At 68.9% G+C, this 19,444-nt stretch carries 20 protein-coding genes and 3 pseudogenes; 13 read left to right on the top strand and 10 right to left on the bottom strand.

The window, feature by feature from the left end:
- Nucleotides 1-185 precede the first annotated feature (185 nt).
- The 7 genes from ACWD4B_RS12675 (at nucleotide 186) to ACWD4B_RS12645 (ending at nucleotide 5,363) form a co-directional block, all read left to right on the top strand.
- A complete protein-coding gene (locus tag ACWD4B_RS12675; protein ID WP_451420759.1) occupies nucleotides 186-830 on the top strand; it encodes a TetR/AcrR family transcriptional regulator in 645 nt (214 codons plus the stop codon).
- A complete protein-coding gene (locus ACWD4B_RS12670; protein WP_451420758.1) occupies nucleotides 830-1,981 on the top strand; it encodes an acyltransferase family protein in 1,152 nt (383 codons plus the stop codon). Before ACWD4B_RS12675 ends, ACWD4B_RS12670 begins: the two co-directional genes overlap by 1 nt.
- A 149-nt stretch (nucleotides 1,982-2,130) precedes the next feature.
- Nucleotides 2,131-2,268, top strand: coding sequence for a hypothetical protein (locus tag ACWD4B_RS12665; protein ID WP_451420757.1), 138 nt, complete (start codon nucleotides 2,131-2,133; stop codon nucleotides 2,266-2,268).
- Nucleotides 2,265-2,795: a GNAT family N-acetyltransferase gene (locus ACWD4B_RS12660; protein WP_451420756.1), complete on the top strand. Its 531-nt coding sequence runs from the start codon at nucleotides 2,265-2,267 to the stop codon at nucleotides 2,793-2,795. The genes ACWD4B_RS12665 and ACWD4B_RS12660 overlap by 4 nt, the downstream gene beginning before the upstream one ends.
- A 149-nt stretch (nucleotides 2,796-2,944) precedes the next feature.
- Nucleotides 2,945-3,067 carry a hypothetical protein gene (locus ACWD4B_RS12655; RefSeq protein WP_336414489.1) on the top strand — a complete coding sequence of 41 codons (123 nt, stop codon included), beginning with the start codon at nucleotides 2,945-2,947 and terminating at the stop codon, nucleotides 3,065-3,067.
- Nucleotides 3,064-4,227: a methyltransferase domain-containing protein gene (locus ACWD4B_RS12650; RefSeq protein WP_451420755.1), complete on the top strand. Its 1,164-nt coding sequence runs from the start codon at nucleotides 3,064-3,066 to the stop codon at nucleotides 4,225-4,227. Before ACWD4B_RS12655 ends, ACWD4B_RS12650 begins: the two co-directional genes overlap by 4 nt.
- Nucleotides 4,228-4,628: 401 nt before the next feature.
- Nucleotides 4,629-5,363, top strand: coding sequence for an SDR family oxidoreductase (locus ACWD4B_RS12645; RefSeq protein WP_451420754.1), 735 nt, complete (start codon nucleotides 4,629-4,631; stop codon nucleotides 5,361-5,363).
- On the opposite strand, the gene ACWD4B_RS12640 is transcribed toward ACWD4B_RS12645, so the two are convergent.
- Nucleotides 5,364-8,978: a M48 family metallopeptidase gene (locus ACWD4B_RS12640; protein WP_451420753.1), complete on the bottom strand. Its 3,615-nt coding sequence runs from the start codon at nucleotides 8,976-8,978 to the stop codon at nucleotides 5,364-5,366.
- Nucleotides 8,975-9,472 carry a hypothetical protein gene (locus tag ACWD4B_RS12635; protein ID WP_451420752.1) on the bottom strand — a complete coding sequence of 166 codons (498 nt, stop codon included), beginning with the start codon at nucleotides 9,470-9,472 and terminating at the stop codon, nucleotides 8,975-8,977. The genes ACWD4B_RS12640 and ACWD4B_RS12635 overlap by 4 nt, the downstream gene beginning before the upstream one ends.
- 638 nt (nucleotides 9,473-10,110) lie before the next feature.
- Here ACWD4B_RS12635 and ACWD4B_RS12630 point away from each other — a divergent pair.
- The 3 genes and pseudogenes from ACWD4B_RS12630 to ACWD4B_RS12620 form a co-directional block, all read left to right on the top strand.
- Nucleotides 10,111-10,320 carry a cold-shock protein gene (locus ACWD4B_RS12630; RefSeq protein WP_451420751.1) on the top strand — a complete coding sequence of 70 codons (210 nt, stop codon included), beginning with the start codon at nucleotides 10,111-10,113 and terminating at the stop codon, nucleotides 10,318-10,320.
- 32 nt (nucleotides 10,321-10,352) lie between these two features.
- Complete coding sequence (locus ACWD4B_RS12625; RefSeq protein ID WP_451420750.1) at nucleotides 10,353-10,571, top strand: hypothetical protein; 219 nt, start codon at nucleotides 10,353-10,355, stop codon at nucleotides 10,569-10,571.
- Nucleotides 10,572-10,664: 93 nt separating this feature from the next.
- Nucleotides 10,665-10,820, top strand: a pseudogene (locus ACWD4B_RS12620) (IS5/IS1182 family transposase); the annotation flags it as partial.
- 62 nt (nucleotides 10,821-10,882) lie between these two features.
- Here ACWD4B_RS12620 and ACWD4B_RS12615 read toward each other — a convergent pair.
- Entirely contained in the window at nucleotides 10,883-11,305 is a 423-nt protein-coding gene (locus ACWD4B_RS12615; protein ID WP_451420749.1) for a Rid family hydrolase, read from the bottom strand.
- A 38-nt stretch (nucleotides 11,306-11,343) separates the two neighbouring features.
- Nucleotides 11,344-12,018, bottom strand: a complete 675-nt coding sequence (locus ACWD4B_RS12610; protein ID WP_451420748.1) for an HD domain-containing protein — start codon at nucleotides 12,016-12,018, stop codon at nucleotides 11,344-11,346.
- Nucleotides 12,019-12,089: 71 nt separating this feature from the next.
- Here ACWD4B_RS12610 and ACWD4B_RS12605 point away from each other — a divergent pair, with 71 nt between their 5' ends.
- Entirely contained in the window at nucleotides 12,090-13,052 is a 963-nt protein-coding gene (locus tag ACWD4B_RS12605; protein WP_451420747.1) for a GlxA family transcriptional regulator, read from the top strand.
- A gap of 243 nt (nucleotides 13,053-13,295) precedes the next feature.
- On the opposite strand, the pseudogene ACWD4B_RS12600 reads toward ACWD4B_RS12605, so the two are convergent.
- A pseudogene (locus tag ACWD4B_RS12600) lies at nucleotides 13,296-13,539 on the bottom strand (IS110 family transposase); the annotation flags it as partial.
- A 7-nt stretch (nucleotides 13,540-13,546) separates the two neighbouring features.
- On the opposite strand from ACWD4B_RS12600, the pseudogene ACWD4B_RS12595 reads away from it, so the two are divergent.
- Nucleotides 13,547-13,816, top strand: a pseudogene (locus ACWD4B_RS12595) (tyrosine-type recombinase/integrase); the annotation flags it as partial.
- A gap of 61 nt (nucleotides 13,817-13,877) precedes the next feature.
- Here the strand turns inward: ACWD4B_RS12595 and ACWD4B_RS12590 are convergent.
- The 3 genes from ACWD4B_RS12590 to ACWD4B_RS12580 form a co-directional block, all read right to left on the bottom strand.
- Nucleotides 13,878-14,516, bottom strand: coding sequence for a restriction endonuclease (locus ACWD4B_RS12590; protein WP_451420746.1), 639 nt, complete (start codon nucleotides 14,514-14,516; stop codon nucleotides 13,878-13,880).
- 44 nt (nucleotides 14,517-14,560) lie between these two features.
- Entirely contained in the window at nucleotides 14,561-14,773 is a 213-nt protein-coding gene (locus ACWD4B_RS12585; RefSeq protein WP_451420745.1) for a hypothetical protein, read from the bottom strand.
- Between the two features lie 803 nt (nucleotides 14,774-15,576).
- On the bottom strand, nucleotides 15,577-16,593 hold the full coding sequence (locus ACWD4B_RS12580) for a hypothetical protein (protein WP_451420744.1): 1,017 nt from the start codon (nucleotides 16,591-16,593) through the stop codon (nucleotides 15,577-15,579).
- A gap of 211 nt (nucleotides 16,594-16,804) precedes the next feature.
- Here ACWD4B_RS12580 and ACWD4B_RS12575 point away from each other — a divergent pair, with 211 nt between their 5' ends.
- The gene (locus ACWD4B_RS12575) at nucleotides 16,805-17,233 is read left to right on the top strand and encodes an integrase (RefSeq protein ID WP_451420743.1); all 429 of its coding nucleotides are present in this window, start codon (nucleotides 16,805-16,807) and stop codon (nucleotides 17,231-17,233) included.
- A gap of 114 nt (nucleotides 17,234-17,347) precedes the next feature.
- Here the strand turns inward: ACWD4B_RS12575 and istB are convergent, their stop codons facing one another.
- Nucleotides 17,348-18,160 (bottom strand): IS21-like element helper ATPase IstB, encoded by an 813-nt coding sequence (gene istB, locus ACWD4B_RS12570; protein WP_451420742.1) that lies wholly within the window; start codon nucleotides 18,158-18,160, stop codon nucleotides 17,348-17,350.
- Nucleotides 18,157-19,395: an IS21 family transposase gene (istA, locus tag ACWD4B_RS12565; RefSeq protein ID WP_451420741.1), complete on the bottom strand. Its 1,239-nt coding sequence runs from the start codon at nucleotides 19,393-19,395 to the stop codon at nucleotides 18,157-18,159. Before istA ends, istB begins: the two co-directional genes overlap by 4 nt.
- Nucleotides 19,396-19,444: the final 49 nt, after the last annotated feature.

The following is a 19,444-nucleotide window of genomic DNA, read 5'->3' as shown; positions in this document are numbered from 1 at the left end:
GCGACTTCGTAGGAGACCGCGAAGTCCTCCGTGGTCTCACCGAAGTTCCAGCCGGCCCGGAACCCCCCAGCCGGAACTTCACGAGTAGTGAGGCCCCGCCCGGCCCGGAGTGCGGATCCTGTGCCGTCCGGCTGTGGACATCTGCCTGTGGACATCCGTCTGGCCGCGTGCCTAAAATTTTGGCCGTGCGGTCAGAAAATCAACCTGATGGTCAAACGAAGTCGGACGCGGAGCGTTCCTTCATCGAGCAGGCACGGCGGGCGCAGATCATCGACGCCGCGGTGGAGACGCTCGCCGAACACGGTTTCGCCAAGGCGTCATTGGCGCGGATCGCGCAGCGGGCGGGGATCAGCAAGGGGGTGATCTCGTACCACTTCGCGGGGAAGGAGGAACTGCTCGAACGCCTGGTGGAACAGGTCTACGAGCGGCTGGGGGCGTTCCTGGCACCGCGGCTGACGGCGCAGCCGGATGTGGCGGAGCGGCTGCGCACTTATGTGGAGTCGCTGGCCGAGTACATGCGGGATCACCGGGTCCAGCTGGAGGCGCTGGGGGAGGTGTTCAACAACGTACGTGACGCGGAAGGGGCGTTGCGCTACGGGGTGGCATCGAGCGAGCCGTTGTACCGGTTCCTGGAGGAGACGTTCCGGGAGGGGCAGGAGAGCGGGGCGTTCCGTGCGTTCGACGTGCGGGTGATGGCGGTGACCCTCCAGTCCGGGATCGACGCGATGTTCGCCTACTGGGGCGTGCATCCCGATCACGATCTGGAGGCGCACGCCGGGGAGTTGGCGGATCTGTTCCTGCATGCGATGCGGGGGACGGGGGATGTGTGATGACGGAGTTGTCGGCGGCGCCTGAGGTGTCGGCGGGGACGGGGCGGGACGAGCGGTTGCCGTATGTGGACAACCTGCGGGTCGCGCTGACGGTGCTGGTGGTGCTGCACCATGTGGCCGTGACCTATGGGGACTTCCCGGTCTGGTACTACACGGAGAAGGCCGAGGATCCGTCCGGGAAGGTCCTGGACGTCTTCGTCATCCTCAACCAGGCGTTCTTCATGGGGTTCTTCTTCATGATCGCCGGTTACTTCACGCCGGGCTCGTACGGACGGAAGGGCCCGCGGCCCTTCCTGCGGGACCGCTGGAAGCGGCTGGGGATCCCGCTGCTGGCCTTTTTGCTGCTGATCCGGCCGATGGTGAACTTCGACTCCTTCGGCGCCGTGCGGGAGATGTTCGCGGAGTCGGGACACGGGCTGCCCTACTGGGTGTTCTACCTGGTGACGTGGGACGCGGGCCCGATGTGGTTCGTGGAGGTGCTGCTGCTGCTCGCAGTGGTGTACGTCCGGGTACGGCGGCGCCGGCCGTCCGTCCCCGCGGTCACGGGGGTGCTGCGGGGGCGGTCGGTGGTGGCGTTCGGGGCCGGACTGACGGTCGCCACCTATGCGTGGCGGATTGCCGTCCCCGCTGGGACGTACGTCCCTGTGCTCGGTCTGCCGACGCCCAACTACCTGCCGCAGTACGCGAGTTTCTTCGCATTGGGAGTGCTGGCGTGGCGGCGGGGATGGGCGGCATCGCTCTCCCGCCGCGCGGGGCGCCTCGGCTTCGCCGTCGCCGCCGCGGCGACGGCCGGGTACGCCCCGGTGGCGATCCTGTCCCCGCAGCGGGCGCTGGACGGCCGGGGGACGTGGCAGTCGCTCGCTGCGGCGGGGTGGGAGTCGGTGTTCGCGATCGGGATGGTGATCGGGCTGGCCGTGCTCTTCCGGGAGCGGCTCGGTCGGCAGGGGCCGCGGAGCGTGTTCCTCTCGCGGCACGCGTTCGCGGTGTATCTCACGCATCCGGTGGTGCTGGTGGGGCTGGGCCATGGTTTCCGGTGGCTGGACGCGCCGGCGGTGGTGAAGTTCGCCATCACGGGGGCGCTGGCGTTGCCGCTGTGCTGGGGGTTGGCGTGGGCGGTCCGTCGACTGCCGCGGGCGGACCGGGTGCTGTAAGCCCTTGTACAGCCCGCCGCGGCTACGTACACGATCGCGGCCGGCACGTCCCGGTCACCGTGTCGGCGGCGGCTGGCAGTCTGTCGGATACGTCAAATGAGATGACCTGTAGAGGCCGGCGTTGCTGTGTCGGTCGGGAAGGCACGCCCGTGCTCACGGTAGCCAACGAGGACGCGAACCCCATCGGGTCGACGTTCACCACTGTCCGGCTGCGGACCAAGGTCATCTGCGGCGCCGGCTCCGAACTCGGCCGGTTCGTCGAACGCCCCGAGGCGGCCGCGACATGAGCAACTTCGCATCCCAGGCCATCAGCACCAGGCGGCTGGACCTGCTGCCGCTGCACGTCGAGCACGCCGAGGAGATGGCCGCCGTCCTGTCCGACCCGGTCCTGCACGCCTTCATCGGCGGCACTCCGGACACCCCGCAAGCTCTGCGCTCGCGCTATCAGCGTGTGACCGCAGGCTCTCCCGACCCGGCCGTCTCCTGGCTGAACTGGGTGATCCGGCTCCGTGACGAGTCCTGTCTGACAGGCACCGTCCAGGCGACGGTCAGCCCCTCCGGCCACGGCCACGGCCACGACCATGTCGCCGAGATCGCCTGGGTGGTGGGGATCCCGTGGCAGGGGAGAGGCATCGCCACCGAAGCGGCCCGAGGACTCGTCGACTGGCTCGGCCGGCAGCCGGTGCACACCGTCATCGCCCACATCCACCCCGAACACCGGGCATCCGCCGCCGTCGCCACTGCCGCAGGGCTCATACCCACCCACGAATGGCACGAAGACGAGATCCGATGGCACCGAAGGATCAAGCAATAACGTGAACGATCCACAGTTCTTGACTCATCACTCTCCCCGAACTGTGGGTGGGCTCCCGGTCGTTGTGAGCAAACACCGCCTGCAAACATCTGGTTCCGCACTACCGTGCTGCCATCACTGCTCCGACCCGCAGAAGGAGGCGCAGCCACGTGGGCAAGCACGGTGACGGCAAAGGCGGCGAGGAAGGCGACAAGCAGCAGTCGCCCCGTGAGAGCGACGGGCAGTGGAAAAGGCCCGTGACCGACCCGCCGAAGAAGAAACCCGGTAGATGAGTACTCCCGAGCGACTCGTTCAGATCCTCACGCACAAGGGATCGCTCCCGCCTGCATCGCCCTGGGCCGGCTCCGTCGCCCAGGTGTGGCGGGAGCACTTTCTTCCCGACACCTTCGAGGCCAACGACCGTACCTTCGACCGCAATCGCGACCCGAAGCGGTGGGCCTGGGCCGTCTACGCCGACCTCCCTCTGGTCACCCAGATCAATCAGGGCCAGGATCTCGGCGAGGACGTCTACGAATTTCCGACCTCGTCCAGCTCCATGCCGACGGTCATGCTCCAGATGCTCGAGCTCCTCGACGTCCACGAGGGCAACACCGTCTTCGAGGCGGGCGCCGGCACCGGCTACAACGCGGCCTGGCTCTGTCATCGCCTCGGATCCGAGCGCGTGACGACCATGGACGTCGACCCGGGCATCACCAAACAGGCCGAAACTAACTTGAACCGGGCCGGGTTCACCCCGCGGGTCCTGTGCGGGAACGCCGAAGACGGCTCACCGGACGGCGGTCCGTACAACCGGGTGATCGCGACGTTCACTGTCGCGGACATCCCCTACGCCTGGGTCGAGCAGGCCACCGAGAGCGGCCGCATCGTCGCCCCGTGGGGTGGAGGAATCCACCACTACAGCTTCGCAGTCCTCGACGTGCGCGATGGCCGGGCCTCCGGGCGCTTCGTCGGCTACCCCGCCTTCATGCGCACCCGCACCCAACCCGCCCAAGGGGGACGGCTGCGCGACTTCTACCACCATGAGGACGACGCCACCCCCGGCCGCACTGACGTGTCCCCCCGCGACATCAGCGGCGACGCCGACGCCCTCTTCTGGATCGACACCGCCGTCCGTGACGCCTGGCACCACGTCGGCGAGGCCGACGACGGCTCCGAGGAAGCCACCCTCTGGCTGTTCTCCGCCGACCACGCTTCCTGGGCCACCGCCGAGTACGTCCCGGGGCAGGCCGCCTATGAGGTCGAGCAGTACGGGCCCCGACGGCTGTGGGACGAGGTCGAAGCCGCCTACCGGAAGTGGGTGGACAACGGCCGCCCGGAACGCGACCGCGCCGGGCTCACGGTGACCCGCGACGGACAACACGTATGGCTGGACCGCGAGGACAACATCATCGGCACGGTACCGACGGCTCGGGAGCGACCCGAACCGCGGTGAGAGTCACCCACCGGATTCCCTCTCCCCGGCCGCCTTGCTGCCCGCGTTCACAAGTCGACGAACTGGCCCACCACCGCGACTTGCAAGTTGTCGGCCGTCGTCGCACTGGCGGTGACAATGCCCTCCTCACCTCTGGGAACGCTGGTGTCCGGGCAGCCGCGGCTGCCCGGACTCGTTCGACGATTCGGTTATGACGGTCGGCTCTCAGCCCGCGGGGTGCAAACCCGCCCGGCCCGCACAGGACAGAAGGACGGCGGGGCAGCAACCCATGCACCGCATCCGATAGCACGGCTGCAGGACGGCAGTGGCACGCTGATGGACAGTACTGCCGCTCCGGAATGAATCGATCACCGGTGGGGTTCGGGCAGACAGCGTTCGCATCCCACCGAAAGGCGCACCACATGTCCACCGCCCCCACTACCCCGCTCACCGGCCGCCGTGTCGTCATCGTCGGCGGCGGCTCGGGCATCGGCCTGGAAGTTGCTCGCCTGGCCATCGCCGGCGGCGCGCTCGTCACGATCGGCGGACGCAACGCCGGGAAGCTGGCAGCAGCCGCACAATCGCTCGGGGAACGAGCCGACTGGGGCGTGGTCGACACCACCGACCAGGAATCACTGGCAGCTTTCTTCGCAGACATCGACCGCATCGACCATCTCTTCACCCCGGCCGCCTCCTACCAGGTCGGCCCCATGCGGGAGTTGACCGACAGTCAGGCTGCCAGCCCCTTCGTGTCGAAGTTCTGGGGGCAGTACCACACCGTCAAGCATGCGGCCGCGAAGCTGACAGCGGATGCCTCCATCGTGCTGATGTCCGGCGCCGCGAGTGTCCGTCCTCCGGCCGCCGCGCCCGCCTACGTGGCCTGCAACGCCGCGGTCGAGGGACTCGGACGCGGACTCGCAGTGGAACTCGCGCCTGTCCGTGTCAACGTCGTCTCACCCGGCACCGTCGACGGCAGCCTCTGGGCACAACGCCCCGCCGAGGCCCGGGAAGAAAGCTTCGCGCAGTACAGCCGGGACGCCCTGCTGCACCGGCCCGGCACCGAACGCGAAATCGCCGACACCGTGCTCTTCCTGTTCACCAACACCTTCATGACCGGCTCGACGCTCTACCCCGACGGCGGCTACACCCTCCGCTAGCTAGCCGCCCGGCATGGAACCCACCTGGTCGGCCGGCGGCGCCTGGATGTCCGCCGGCACGCCCCAGTCGGTGTACTTCACCTTGGTGGCCATCGGGCCGTACTGCGGCAGTGTCACCGTGCTGGCGTTCTGCACGGGCAGGTTGGCCTCGTCCACCCATATCTGGCTGGTCACCGTGCTGACGCCGGATTGCGCCAGTGCCAGGAGGGACTGCTTGACCACGTCGCTGGTGGCGGCGTCCGCTGCGGCCCGCACGTCGTAGGCGATGTCGGTGCGGGTGGTCGGCTTCCCGTCAACCTGTTCTCTCGCTGTGCCGACGATCTGTGCGCCCGGCGGCACCGTTGCGTCCGCATCCACGGAGTGCTGCAGCCGCTTCATCGACTCGGCCAGCATCGCGGACATCGGGTTCTTGCTGTCCGCTCCGAGCTTGGCCCACGGCTTGCCGCCGGGCAGCCGCAGCATGTCTGGCATAGAGAGGTAGGCACTTTCGGGCAGCACGATCATGCGGGCCGTCCACTGTGTGCCCTGTGCGCTGGTGACCACAGAGCAGTCCATGGCGACCGCGGCAGACCGCAGGCGCATCAGGCATTCCTCGCCGGTCGTCCTCACGCTGCCCATGCTCACCTGCGCGGTGAGCTTGACGCTGCCCTTGCCTGCCATGGCCTTCTTGACCGCGGCGCTGAGCGCGGCGGCCCCGCCGTCGGGCTCAGCCGGACCGGGCGGCTTCGCCGAGCCGTCACCGGAGACCACCGTGGAGATCCAGGTCGCGACCCGCGCGCCGATGGCGCCCGCGTGGAGGATCTCCTGTTGGGAGGCCGAGTTCAACAGCTTGCGGTTGCGCTGGTCCAGCGCCGCCAGGCAGTCCGCGCTGCCTTTGTCGGCCTGCGTGAGGAATGCCGTCCACAGTCGTTGCGCCTGCGGGTCGGGGACGCGGAAATAACCGTGGGCTTCCCGGGTGAGTTGGCCGAGGTCCGCGCACAGCGGGCGCAGCCTGGACAGAACGCCATCGGGGTTGTCCGGGTCAGCGGATGTCGCGGCGTCCTGCAGCACCTTGCCCATGCCGCCCATGATCCGGCCGAGACGGTAGCCGGCGAGATCATGGCCGCCGTACTTCCACCACGCGGCCACTTGCAGTTTCTTGATCTGGGGTGGGGCCGACGCCTGGTCGACCGGGGCGGGCAGTTGCGCGTGGGCGTCGGCGGGCGCCGGCGAGGGTTGCCCCGTGTGGAGTGCTTCCTGGGCCACGGCGATGCCCACGGCGGTGGCGCAGAGCAAGCCGACTCCGGCACAGCGGACGGCCAGCCGCGTGCCCGTCACACCTGCGGGGGCTGCGGCCTGCTGGGGTGTGGTGCCGCGCCGCCACCAGGTCCGGACCGCCGCCCCGATGGCGGCAGCCAGGACCGCGGTGGCCGCGCCGAGCACGAGGGCCGTGCCCAGAATGGGCTGCGCGTCCCGCCATGCCTCAACGGGCCGCCATTGGCAGGACGGTTGCAGGACGGCCAGCGACGGGACGCACCCGTCCAGCGAGGTGAGCGCAAACATCCCGCAGTACCCGGTCACCACGGCCGTCCCCGCCGCGACGAGAGCCAAGGCCAGCCGGTGGCCGCGGGCCGCGATGCTCGCGGCCGCCGCGGCGACGGCCGCAGCCATCGTCAGGGCCACCAGCCCCCATCCCTCGAAGATCATGTATTCGACGCCGCGCAGCCCGAGCGGCGGTTGCCAGGTGTGCGTCCATGCCATCACACCGACGACCACAGCCCAGCCCACCGCCCCGCCCGCCAGACCGGGCCACACGGCGCGACGCAGTGGCGGCGGCGCTTCCCAGGGCACGGACACGTCCGCGTCGTCCCGCACGGCGCCGCGAGCCCATCGAGGCGCGCCGACGGCCGGCCGGGCAAGCTGGGCGAGCAGGGGCACAACCCACATCGCCGCTGCCGCAGTTGGGACCAGGGGCAGCTCCGCCGTCGAGCCCAGCACCGACCACACCCCGGCGATCACCGACAGCGCGGCGGCGTGCTCTGCGACCTGCCCAGGCGGCTGCCCCTGCGTCAGCGCGTCGCGCATCGCTGAGACGTTGAAGGGCCATTGGAAGGCCAGCTCCACGCCGGTCTGCTGCCACCAGGAGAACCACCCGGACAACACCAGGAAGGCGCCGGCCAAGGCAATCAGCATCGCGGTCCGGCTACCGCCTCCCCGCCACGCCCGCAGCCACAACTGGGCGCACCGCGTGGTCCACAATGCGAACACCACACCGGCGAGCACCGGCAGCAGCAGCGCCTCGGGCTGGTTGGGCAGCCACTCCAACACCGTGACGCGGTCGGCGCCGAACTCCGCCACCGCCATCCCGACTCCCAACCACAGCCCGGCCCGCACCCCGGAGGACACCCGGCTCCCGGTGACCATGGCGTGGGCGACGGCCCGGCATAACACGGTCCCGGCCACCGCGGTGACCAACGCCGCTGCGACCAACGCGATCGCCCCGGAGGTCCAGGCACTCACCAGGTTGAACTGTCCCAGGTAGTCCCACATCTGGGAGTTGATCACGATGGCGGCGGCCCCGGTGAGGAACATCGACAGCGGGCTCGCGCCGAACAACTGCGCCGGGTCGTCCAGGCTCGCCCGGCGCAGATCCCATCGCGGGTGGGTTCGCCACAACTCGACGAACGAGCCGACCGCCCGCCGCAACGCGCCACCGGCACGGTCGGCGACCGGGATCGCCCAGCCCCGGGGGTCCGCGCCCCAGCGCACCGCGGCCAGGTCCGCATAGACTTCCCGGCTGCGCAGCACATCCGCCCGCGCGAGGTACACCAGCGGCACCAGCAACACCGGCAGCAGCAGGTTCCTGGTCGCGACCGGCCCCAGGCCGGGCCAGAACGGCGACCCCAGGCCGTCGATGAGGCCGTAGGCGGTCCAGGCCAGGTAGGGCGCGAGCGCCAGGACGAGGAACGCTCGCCACAGGGCGACCGTGGTGTAGGCGATGGTGACATCGCGGTTGCGGACATGGGCCAGTTCATGCAGCAGCACGGCCCGGAAGCCCTCGGGGTCGGCAGCCCTGCGGGCGAGCAGGCCTGCGTGCAGGCACACCGTGGCGCGCCGGTCGCGGCCGAACACCACCGCCCCGGCCGAGATCGCCGCGGGGTCGACGACGAACCGTGGCGTGCGGGCCAGGCCGGCCACGTCGACCAGGTCCGCCAGCTGCCGCCGGAACTCGCCGTCGTGGTCGACCAGGTCCAGCGGGACGACCCGGCCACGCCGCGTCTTCCACGCCGGCAGTCCGACGAACAGCACGCCGGCCACCACCAGCAGCAGGACCGGCCACGCCAGGCCCAGCCACCACGGTAGCGACGAGTTGAAGCGTGCTTCGCAGGCGTCGTACGCGTCGGACTGGGTGATGACGCTGGCCGACGTGGCCGCCACTGTGCCCTGGTTGGGATCCGCCCCGGCGGCCAGCAGGCAGCCCAGCCCATTCGACCTGTTCAAGCCGGACAGCACCCCGACGATCATCATGCTGCTGGCCACCACCATGAGCACCAGCAGCAGGACGAACCGCATCGTGGTGCCCGCGCTCATCGCCCGCTCGTCCACCCTGGGCCGGGCGGGGGCCGTGCTCGTCACCCTTCGCCCGCGGGTGACGTGCGTTCGCCGAGATCCGGCGGGTCATCGTCCGGCACCGCCAGCCGGGCCACCACCGCGTCGGCGACTGCCACCGCCTGCTCCTGCGCGAGGCCCCGCCGCGCGGCCATCTCCAGCATGGCCCGCCGCACCTCGCCCAACTGCGCGGGGGTCAACGGCGGTACCACGGTGGATGCGGTCGGGCGTCGCAAGACCTTGCGCAGCACAGCTTTCGCTCCCTTCGACGCGCCACCCACCGCGCTGTCCGCGATCCGCTTGGCTGCCTGGTCCACTCCTAGCCACACCACCGGGGTCACCAACACCGCGACCTCGTCCAGACCGAAGCCCAGTGGCTCCCGCCGACGGCTCCGCCGTCGTAACCGCTGTAAGACAGTCGCGTCGTCGAACCCGGCCAGCGCGTCCACGACGGGCAACTCCTCAGCGGCCACCTCCGCCACGACATCGTGGACCACATCACGCACCCTGGCCGCGCCCACGCCGACCCCACCCTCATCCGGCGACGCTGTTCCCGACCTCAAAGCAGCCCCCTGCCGTCGCACACCGCTATCGACAACACGCAGTGAGCCTCACACCTTGGCCCCACGGGCCCCGGTGGCGCAACACCCAAACAGATGGCCTGAGTTCGACGCAGTTCGGCCTGTATGGAGGCAACGTAGAGGAGAAACTCGCCTCGTACGTCGAGGCGATGGGATGGCCGGGGAGAACAACGACCAGGTGCTGGTCGGGCCGGCGGTCGACGGTGCACGCGGGCGTCTTCCTCTGGTTCTGACGCACTCTCATGCCGTGACGCGGGCGGTCTGCGATCCGTGCTTCCGCGCAAACCCGCCTTGTGGATGCATCAACAGCTGGGCATGTTCATTGCCGGGAGAGCCGGCACGAGGGCTGCGCTGCCTCGGTGTGGTGGGCGGCGCCGATATGCCGGGCACGGACCGGCCGGCCATGTGGGTGCTGGCGCACACGCCCGGGTTCCGCGACATGGGGCGGGTCCTGTGCCAGGAGTTCCGCTGACGCGCAGGGTGGGGGCGTCGGCGATATGGTGGGACCGGAAGTCGTTTTCTGCCGGTATTTCCGCTGGTGAATCAGCAGGACGCCGCCCTCACCCTCAGGAGGGGCCGTGGCTACAGGCAAGGTCAAGTGGTTCAACGCCGAAAAGGGATTCGGCTTTATCGAGCAGGACGATGGCGGCGCCGACGTCTTCGTCCACTTCTCGGCGATCGAGGCAGGCCCGGGCTCGTACCGCTCCCTGGAAGAGAACCAGAAGGTGGAGTACGACGTCACCCAGGGCCAGAAGGGGCTGCAGGCCGAGAACGTCAAGCCGCTCTGAGCATCCCGTTACCGAGGGGCTGGGAGGACGCGATGACCCATCGGCATACCTTGAGCGTGCTCGACTGGCACGACGACGGGTCCTCCACCTCGTCCGTCTGGGTCGTCAGCGCCGATGAGCGCGAACGTGTCAGGGATTTCCTGGGGCGCGGCCCGGACATGGAGGGCGTCGTCACCCCGGAACAGGCGGATGAGGCAAGGACGATCACACGGACCTGGCTGACTTGCGCCAATGAGGACTCCCCGGCCTGACCGCCACGCCCTGGGCATGCGCCTTTCGCCTCGTAGCGGGGGAAGGCGCATGCCCAGGGCGTGTCCGGCGGATCATGTGACGTCTCGCCCTGGACGGTATACGAGCGGCACAGGCGTTGGTCGGCGGACGGCACGCGGGACGAGGTCTACGCGGCCGTCCTGGCCGATGCGGATACCGAGGGCCGCATCGACTGGTCGATGGTGAGCGTGGATTCCACCACCTGCCGGGCCCACCAGCACACCGCGGGATTCTTCGTCCGGGGGGTCTGGGGCGTACGTGCGGGCGGGCTCCTGGGTCAGGGAGCGGCGGTCTACCGAGGTGCGTCGGGATACGCGGCGGTCGCGCGGATTTCGACGAGGAGTCCGGGGCTGGCGAGGCCGCTGACCCCGATGATCGTCCAGGTCGGGTAGGGCGCTTTGACGAGGCGCTGTTTGGCCTCGATGAAGCCGGGCAGGTGCTGGCGGATGTCGACGTGGTAGCTGGTGACGTCGACGAGGGCGGAGGTGTCGAGGTTCTCCAGTCGAAGGATTTCTTCGATCTTCAAGATGGCGATCTCGGTCTGCTCTTCGATGGTGTTCGGGATGGTTCCGTCGGCGCGGCGACCGATCGTTCCGGCGATGAACAACAGGCCGTGCGCGCGGACTGCGGCGGAATAGCCGAAGCTTGCGAAGGCGCTGGTGGTTTGCCCGAAGACCGGGTTGTCCTCAGGGACTTCGACGGTGTGGACGGTCATTGTGGTGCTTCCTTTTCCTTGTTGACGGGGTCGTGGAGTCAGTTGCCCCAGCGGGACGAACGGCAGGCGTGCTCCAGCCGGGTCCGGCCGAAGGTCTCGCGTTCGCGGAGTAATTCGCCGGGGATCGCGTACCGGGGTGCGTTCTTCGGGTTTTTCGCGGCCTGCGCGACGATCGCGTCGGTGAGTGAGCGGACCATGTCCAGCCGTGGATAGGCGGCGTGCACGGCGTCGGCCTGCTCGTCGGTGACGGCGTCGACGTGGTCGGCGCCCAGTGGGCCGCCGAAGTCGAGGGCGACGCCTTCGCGGACGAGTACGCACAGCGTGCCGCGGCGTTCCGCGATGCCCGGGGAGGTGTGCAGGGCGATGGCTTGCCAGACCTGGTCGGTGTCGGCTGCGGGTACTCCGTGCTCGATCAGGAATGCGGCGGCGCGGTCGGCGCCTTCGACCTCGAACCGCTGGCTGTGCGGGCCGTCCGAGGCCACGCCGAGGTCGTGCATCGCGCACGCGGCGAACAACAGGTCGTCGTGGTAGTCGTGGCCGACGGTCAGGCCGAGGCGGCCGGCAACCAGCCGGGCGAACAGGTAGCTGCGGATGCTGTGGTTGAAGACGGACGGCGTTTCCACCGGTCGGATGAGGTTCATGACGGCGTCGGCAAGTGGTGTGCCGGGCAGCGTGATCGGTTCGGCGGTCGCCTCGTGAGTAGGTCCGGTCATGTCTTCAGCCTGGCCGCGACCGCCCTGACCTGGTGAGAGGCAAAGTTTCCCAACTTCGTTAGAATCCTGCCATGGCAGTGCATCGAGTCGCGGTCCTGGCGCTGGACGGGGTCACCCCACTCGACCTGGCGATCCCGACACAGATCTTCACCACCCGGTCGGAAACCCCCTACGAGATGACCCTGTGCGCGCTGGAGGCGAAGGTGGCCACCACCGCGGGCTTCGCACTGGTCGCCGACGGGGGCCTGGAACAGGTGCGCACCGCCGACACCGTGATCGTGCCGGGATTCGAACCGACCCTCCCGTTGCCCGACGCCGTACTCGATGCACTGGCCGAAGCTCGCGACCGGGGCAAGCGTGTGGTGTCGATCTGCACGGGCGCGTTCGCGCTGGCCGCGGCAGGCGTACTGGACGGGCTGCACGCCACGACCCACTGGAAGCACATCGACGAGTTCGAGCGGGGGTTCCCGGCCGTCACGGTCGACCGCGACGTGCTCTACGTCGACGAGGGCGACGTGCTCACCTCGGCCGGGGTGTGCTGCGGCATCGACCTGTGCCTGCATATTGTGCGCCGCGACCTGGGCGCGGAGGCGGCCAACCAGATCGCCCGCAGCCTGGTCGCCGCCCCCCACCGAGACGGCGGGCAGGCCCAGTACGTGCCGGCTCCCGTCGCGGTGGCCGGTCAGGCGTCGCTGTCCGGTACCCGTGGATGGGCCTTGGACCGGCTCGGCGAGCCGCTCACGCTGCGCGTGCTTGCCCGGCACGCGGGCCTCTCGCAGCGCACCTTCATGCGCCGGTTCAGCGAGGAGACGGGCACGACCCCGTTGCAGTGGCTGCTCAACGCCCGGCTCGGCAGGGCGCGGGAACTGCTGGAAACCACGGACCACTCGGTGGAACAGGTGGCGCGGGACTGCGGGCTGGGCACGGCAGCCAACCTGCGGCTGCACTTCCGGCGCGCACTGGACACCACCCCCACTGCCTACCGCCGCACCTTCACACGCTCGACGTCGCCAGCAGTCCCGCGCTCGGACTGAGAATGGCCACCACGACACCGAAGGGTTTCGGAGGCGGGTCGCTGTCGTCCAAGTTGCCGAGCAGACAAGGAGAAGCGTTGAACCCGAGCCGTCACGAGAACGTGCTCGTGCTCGTGTCGCAGAGCGTCTCCGGCCTGGTCCGGGCGGCGAGATCGCAGCGGGCAGTAGCCGGCCAGGTCAAGCTTGGCGAGCCTGGTGTCGACCTGATACGAAATGAACCTCAGTCATCGACGTCTGTACCGGTCAGGAGGCTTCTGCGGGTTGTAGGGAGACGTCGTAGCCGAGGTGCTTCAGCTGGTTCACGAGTCGGCGGGTGGCTCGGGTCTTGCCGGTGAGTTCGAGGAAGTAGTCGCCGCCGAGATCGGCGTGGGGCACGTCGTGGGTGAGCATGTGCCAGATGGCGATCAGGATCGAGTGCTGCAGAGCGACCAGGGCCCGGCGTTTGCCGCGGCAGGTCACGAGCCGTCGAGCGGGCGGCGAGGTAGGTGAGGGAGCTCATCCCCATGCGGGAGAAGGGGAAGAGCTGGAAGGCTTCCCGCAAGGACGGCTTCCACGTGCTCCGGCACACCTACGCCTCGGCCATCCTCGAAGCTGGCGAATCCGTCGTCACCCTCGCCCGATGACTCGGCCACTCCAGCCCGACCATCACCCTCGACCACTACGCCTACTTCATGCCCGAGGTGGGTGGCAGGGGCCGAGCTGCGATCGACGCAATGCTCGGTGTGGTCCCTGAATTCGTCGCAGAGAACCTGGTCCTTGTCTGAGAACGGGTGGCACAGCACATGCTGTGCCACCCGTTCTCGTTGGTGCGTCGCGGAGTGTGTGTCATGCCGCTCGACGCCACGGCAAGCGGGAGCCTCTCGTGGGCAGCGCGAGCAGTTCGTGCAGGGGTCTGCCCTTGTGGGCCCAACGGTCCAGCCGGTCGCGGTCCACCCACCGCACGCCATGGCGGTCGCCCCAAGCCATGGCGTCGTGGGTGAACGAGCCGTTGGTGATGATGACAGCGTGGTCTGCCTTGTGCACGGGACCCGCTGTGCCCTTCACCTGGTACATCACCGATGAGCCGACCTTGCCTCCGACGCGTGTGTGTTTGGCCTGCACCACGATCCGCCCGAAGGGCGTTCGGACGCCGATCACGTCGGCGGCCTGGTCCCCGGCCCGGCCCACCTTCCTGGCCGCCCAGCCGTCGCGGACGAGAAGGTCGCGCAGCGCGTACTCGAACTGCCCGTCGTCCATCGCATCGAACTCCGCCAGGGTGATGCGCAGACGAGCCAGCCGTTCGCTGTCCGCGCGATCCCGACCGTGGCCCCGTACCCGGAGGCCGGCCACGGCGACGGCCAAGGCGAAGAGGGCCAGGACCAGCAGCGGCCAGGCCGCAGCGACCCTCGTCATCAGGTTCGATGCGGCCTGCGCCAGGGCGACCATGACCGCGAGGGCCACGGCTGCCGCACCCAGGGCGTCCATGGTGCTGCGCGGTCGCCACTGGAGCCTTCGCCACGGTCGGGCTGTCACTGCCCGCCCGCCGGCGCGGAGACGGCAGGCTTCGGGGCAGGCTGCTGCTCGGAGTCGCTGTCGCCGAACCCGAAGATCTGACCCCAGAGCCATACCACCGCACACAAGCCGGCCACGGCCCAGACGCTCAGCCCCTTGGCGGACTTCGGCCCTGGCTTGCGGCGGAGGTGACTTCGTACGCGCACGTATCCGTCCGGAACCTTCGGCATGCTGCGTCCCCTCCCTATCGGTCCGCGCTTCGCGGACCTCCAGTTCGGTTGTAGCGGTGCCCACTGACAGAACCTGATGCACCGTCATGATCGAGCGGGAGGTAAGGGTGCAAGTCGGCCATGCCTTCGCGAGTGTCTACCGACCCTCGCGGTCCTCTAGTCTGCGCCGAGGCCTTCCCGCGGGCGCCGCGCTGCGGATACGCAAAGCGTTCCGAATGTCCTGTTCCCGTGGAGTGCGGCGAGCAGCGACTGCGCCGGGCGCCGCCCCTCGATGAGGTGGTGGAGGTGCTGAACCCGGTCGGCCCGCTGCCGTGCATTCTCCCCAGGCAGGATCCGCGCAGCCCACGACCTGCTGCGCGACAAGTTCCGACAAAGCTGCTGGACCCTCACGCAAGATCGAGGCGGGAGAGTTTGTCATCACCCGAGAGCCAAGCGCCGTAGCCCATCCATTCTGAAATGATCAATCTGCCGTCTGGGAGTAATCATTCCTCAGTGTCGAGGGTAGGTTGGGGGCTCTTCTCTCACAGCTGGTGCTGCCGTGTGACTGGTGGGCGAGCTGCTCCATGACCGCCGCCTCGCGTAGCTCCAACAGGAACATCCGAGGGGTCAGTCTTGCCGGACCTAACAATCTTGCGGCGGCGCTCCATCACTTGCCAGCGCTGACGTCGGTGTTCGAGGACGGCTTTCCACAGCTCCAGGCGATGGCGAGAGTCCCTCGGTAAGGTGAAGCGGAGGACTCCGAGGACAAGGACAGCCACCAACACGGATACGGAGCCTGGGTGGTCTGTGAGGACTGGCACGGATCAGCCCTTCCCGTCGCACAGGTCGAGCGAGGCGGTGCCCAACGTCACCCGGTAGGAGTCACCGTTGCGGGAAAATGCCGCGCCCTTGATTCCGGCCTCCCAGTGGGTCAGGGCCAGAGCCAGGTCGCGGGGTTCTGGATGGCCGGTCCAGCGGAACGCCCATGAATCACCAGCGCCCCAGAGCCGGCGTACGGCACCGTGCCGCATCACATCCGGTTCCCTCCTGTGCTCGGGTTCAGAGCGCTCCAGGGGATCCCAGGACAAACTGGTCGCCCAGCGACCGCGTCGGTCCACCAGGTTGTAGCGGGAGACGAGGCCGGCCAGCAGTGTGGTGGCGTTCACCGAGATCGGCGGGGTCGCAGCCAGTTCGCGGCGCTCGTGCGCGGTGAGGCTGTGGTCCACCGTGAGGTAGGGGTGCAGGGGCGCGTGGCTGCGCTTCTTGCCGCGCCGACATCCGGCCGGGTCACCGGTGATCGTCAGCAGCGCACCGGTGGGCAGGTGGCGCAGGCATAGGGAACGCTGGCCGTGGCAGGTGTAGCTGACCTCGTGTCGTAGTACGGGAACGCCGCGTGAGCTGGCCTCCTTAGTGGCCAGCAGCCGGGTGGCCACGTTCTCTGGGGCACGCTCTGCCACCATCACCAGCTGGTCCTGGCGGGGCGACATCACAGGGTCGTACGAGGCGACTACTGCGTAGTTCCACCTCGCTGTCGGACCGGTATACACGTTGCCGTTGAAAAGTGCGAGCGCCAGCAGGGCCCGGAAGGCGCGCTGGGCGTCTGAGCAATGGTCCAAGCCCAGCCCGTGGGTGTCGCTGCTGATCGCTGATCGGGCGGCGGCTTTGCTCTCTCCGGTGTACTGGACGCGGAGAGGGACCCGCTCCGCGGGTGCCATGGTGTGGACGAGCATTCCGCCTAACTCGCGCGCGGCGATCAACCGTGCTCGATGGAAGGGGGTGATGTCCCCAGACTCACGCTGAATACGGCGTGCGAGTGTGGCGATGTCCCTGTCGAGCGACATGTCTGGCTCCCGGTGGGCACAAAGCAGCGCTCCCGCTCACTGCGCCCTATAGGAGGAACGACAGTCTTCAATCACGCGCGCCCGACGGCACTTTGCGCCCTCAACCCTGGGCATCTGCGGGAGGAACCCAGGTCCGACGTAACGGCGAGCGTGGTCGCCTGGCCGGAGCGTAGCGTATTGCGGACGTGTAGACGAGAGCAGACGGCGCTCCGTGTCTGCAACGTCATTGTGCTCTTCCACGGCAGCCCTCCAGGTCGAATTGCCGTGGAGCGGGCCGGAGCCGGAGCGGGAGAAGCGGACGTTCCCGCTCGTCCTGACGACGTACGGGAACGGGCTGCGGGCGAACATCGTCAACGACGAGGTCTGGAAGCTTGCCCTCGCTGTAGCCGGGGGGCATCCCAATAAGGCGTCCCGCAATGACGGATTCCACGTGCCCCGGCACACCTTCGCCTCGATCATCCTCGAGGCGGGCGAATCCGTAGTCATGCTGGCCCGTTGGCTCGGCCACTCCAGCCCGACGATCACTCTGGATCGCTACGCGCACTTCGTGTCGGAGGCTGGTGGCAAGGGGCGCGCGGCCGTCGACGCCCTGCTCGGTGTGGGACCCGAGTGCATCCCGGACAACCTCGCCAGCGTGTGAGGGAACGGGTGGTACAGCACATGCTGTGCCACCCGTCTCGCTTGTCGGCGACGCGCGAATCGTGACCCACCACCGACGCCCGAGAATTGACCCCCGATGCGTCAGTTGATCTTGTTAGTCGTTGGTGTTGGTCTCGGCGGGCGGGACGCGTCCGAGGTCGCGTCCGCGCATGCGGAAGCTGTCGCCGCGGAGGCTGATGACCTCCGCGTGGTGGACCAGGCGGTCGATCATCGCGGCGGCGACGGTGTCGTCGCCGAAGACCTCTCCCCAGCGCCCGAAGGGCTTGTTGCTGGTCACGATCACGGAGGCGCGTTCGTAGCGGCCGGAGATGAACTGGAAGAAGAGGTTGGCCGCTTCGGGCTCGAAGGGGATGTATCCGACCTCGTCGACCACGATCAGGGGATAGCGGCCGAGGCGGGTGAGCTCGTCGGAGAGCTTGCCGGCGTTGTGGGCTTCCAGGAGGCGGGCGACCCACTGGGCGGCGGTGGCGAAGGCGACGCGGTGGCCGGCCTGGCAGGCCCGGATCGCGAGGCCGGTGGCGAGGTGGGTCTTGCCGGTGCCGGGCGGCCCGAGGAAGATCACGTTCTCCTTCCCCGCGATGAAGTCGAGGGTTCCCAGGTGAGCAATCGTTTCTCGCTTCAGGGACCGCTGGTGCTCGAAGTCGAAATCCTCCAAAGACTTCCGGGCCGGGAAACGCGCCGCCCGGATGCGGCCCTCCGCGCCGTGGGAGTCCCGGGCGGCAACCTCGCGCTGGAGGCAGGCGGCCAGGTATTCCTCGTGGCTCCACTCTTCCGCGCGGGCCCGCTCGGCGAGCCGGCCGGCGGCCTCCCGCAGGGAGGGAGCCTTCAACGCGCGGGTGAGGAAGGCGATCTCGGAGGTGACGTCCCGGCCGGTGCCGGCGGTCTTCTTCGAGTTCGTCGTGGTCATGCGACTCCTTGTCCGAGGCCGCCGTCGATGACGCCGAAGATGCGGTCGTAGGTGTCCAGCGAGCGCATCTCGACCTCGAGCTTCTCGGCGGGCTCGGGCTTGTTGAGGGTGGTGCGGGCAGCCTGGGCGGCGGCCACGTGAGTGGGGTCGGTGAGGGTCTGGTGCTTGGCCCAGCAGCGGGTGTGACGGGCGACTTCGGTGCCTTCGCAGGTGACGAGGACCTGGTCGAGGTCGGCGGTCACCTCGACCCGCCGGCCGACGGCGAGCGGGTGGACGGAGTAGTCGCAGGTGTCGAGGCGGACGTAGTGGTCACGCGGCAACCTGAGGCTGGACTTCCACCAGGTGGGCGGCGAGATGGGCGGGATACCGAGCATCCGGGACCTGTCGGCGTCGAGCCGGTCCGCGGGCCTGGCCTGCAAGGTCCGGTGGAGGCGCCGGTTGGCCTTGGTGAGCCAGTCGGCGAGCTGGACGTTGAAGTCCGCCGGCGAGGTGAAGACCCGGCCGGGAAGGAACGAGGTCTCCAAGTACCCGTTCGCCCTTTCAACCAGTCCCTTGGCCTCGGGGTCACGGGGCTTGCACAAAATAATCCTGATCCCGAGCAGGCCGGCGAACGCGGCGAAGTCGTCCGTCAGCTGCGGGCCGCCCGACCGCCAGGAGCCGACGGCGCCCTCGTTGTCCCAGACCAGAGCCTTCGGCACCGCTCCGAGGTCACTCAGCAGCCGCCAGTGCCCGGCGATCAGGTCGGCCGCGTTCCGCGACGGCAGCATCCGCGCGGCGATCCACCGCGAGTAGCCGCAGACCATCACCAGCACCGGCGGGCAGCAGGTCTGGCCGAACCCGAGCGGGATCTCCGCAGGCGGGAACCACAGGTCGCACTGGGCGAGTTCACCCGGTTCATAGACCGTCCGCGAGGCCGGGTCCACCGGCTTGAACGCGGGCCGCAGTTCGCGGATGCGGTCCTTGAGCACGGTCATGCTCCGTTCCCAGCCGATCCGCTCGGCGATCACGGTCGCCGGCATGTCCGGCCACTGCTCGAGCAGCTCGCGGATGGCAGGCTCGACCGCGTCCACGATCGAACCCTTCGCCGCCCGCTGATACTTCGGCGGCGCGTCACTGGCCACCGCCCGCCGCACCGTGTTCCTGGCGATCCCCAGCTTCCTCGCGATCGCCCTGACCGGCATCTTCTCGGCCCGGTGCAACCGCCGGATCTCGGCCCAGTCCTCCACGCTGATCACCCACCCTCCCGGCCTGGCCCAACGAGCCAGACCGCCAGAGGGGGTCAAC

The organism is Streptomyces sp. NPDC002536 (genome assembly GCF_053594995.1).
This window is presented reverse-complemented; position numbering and strand designations above follow the sequence as displayed.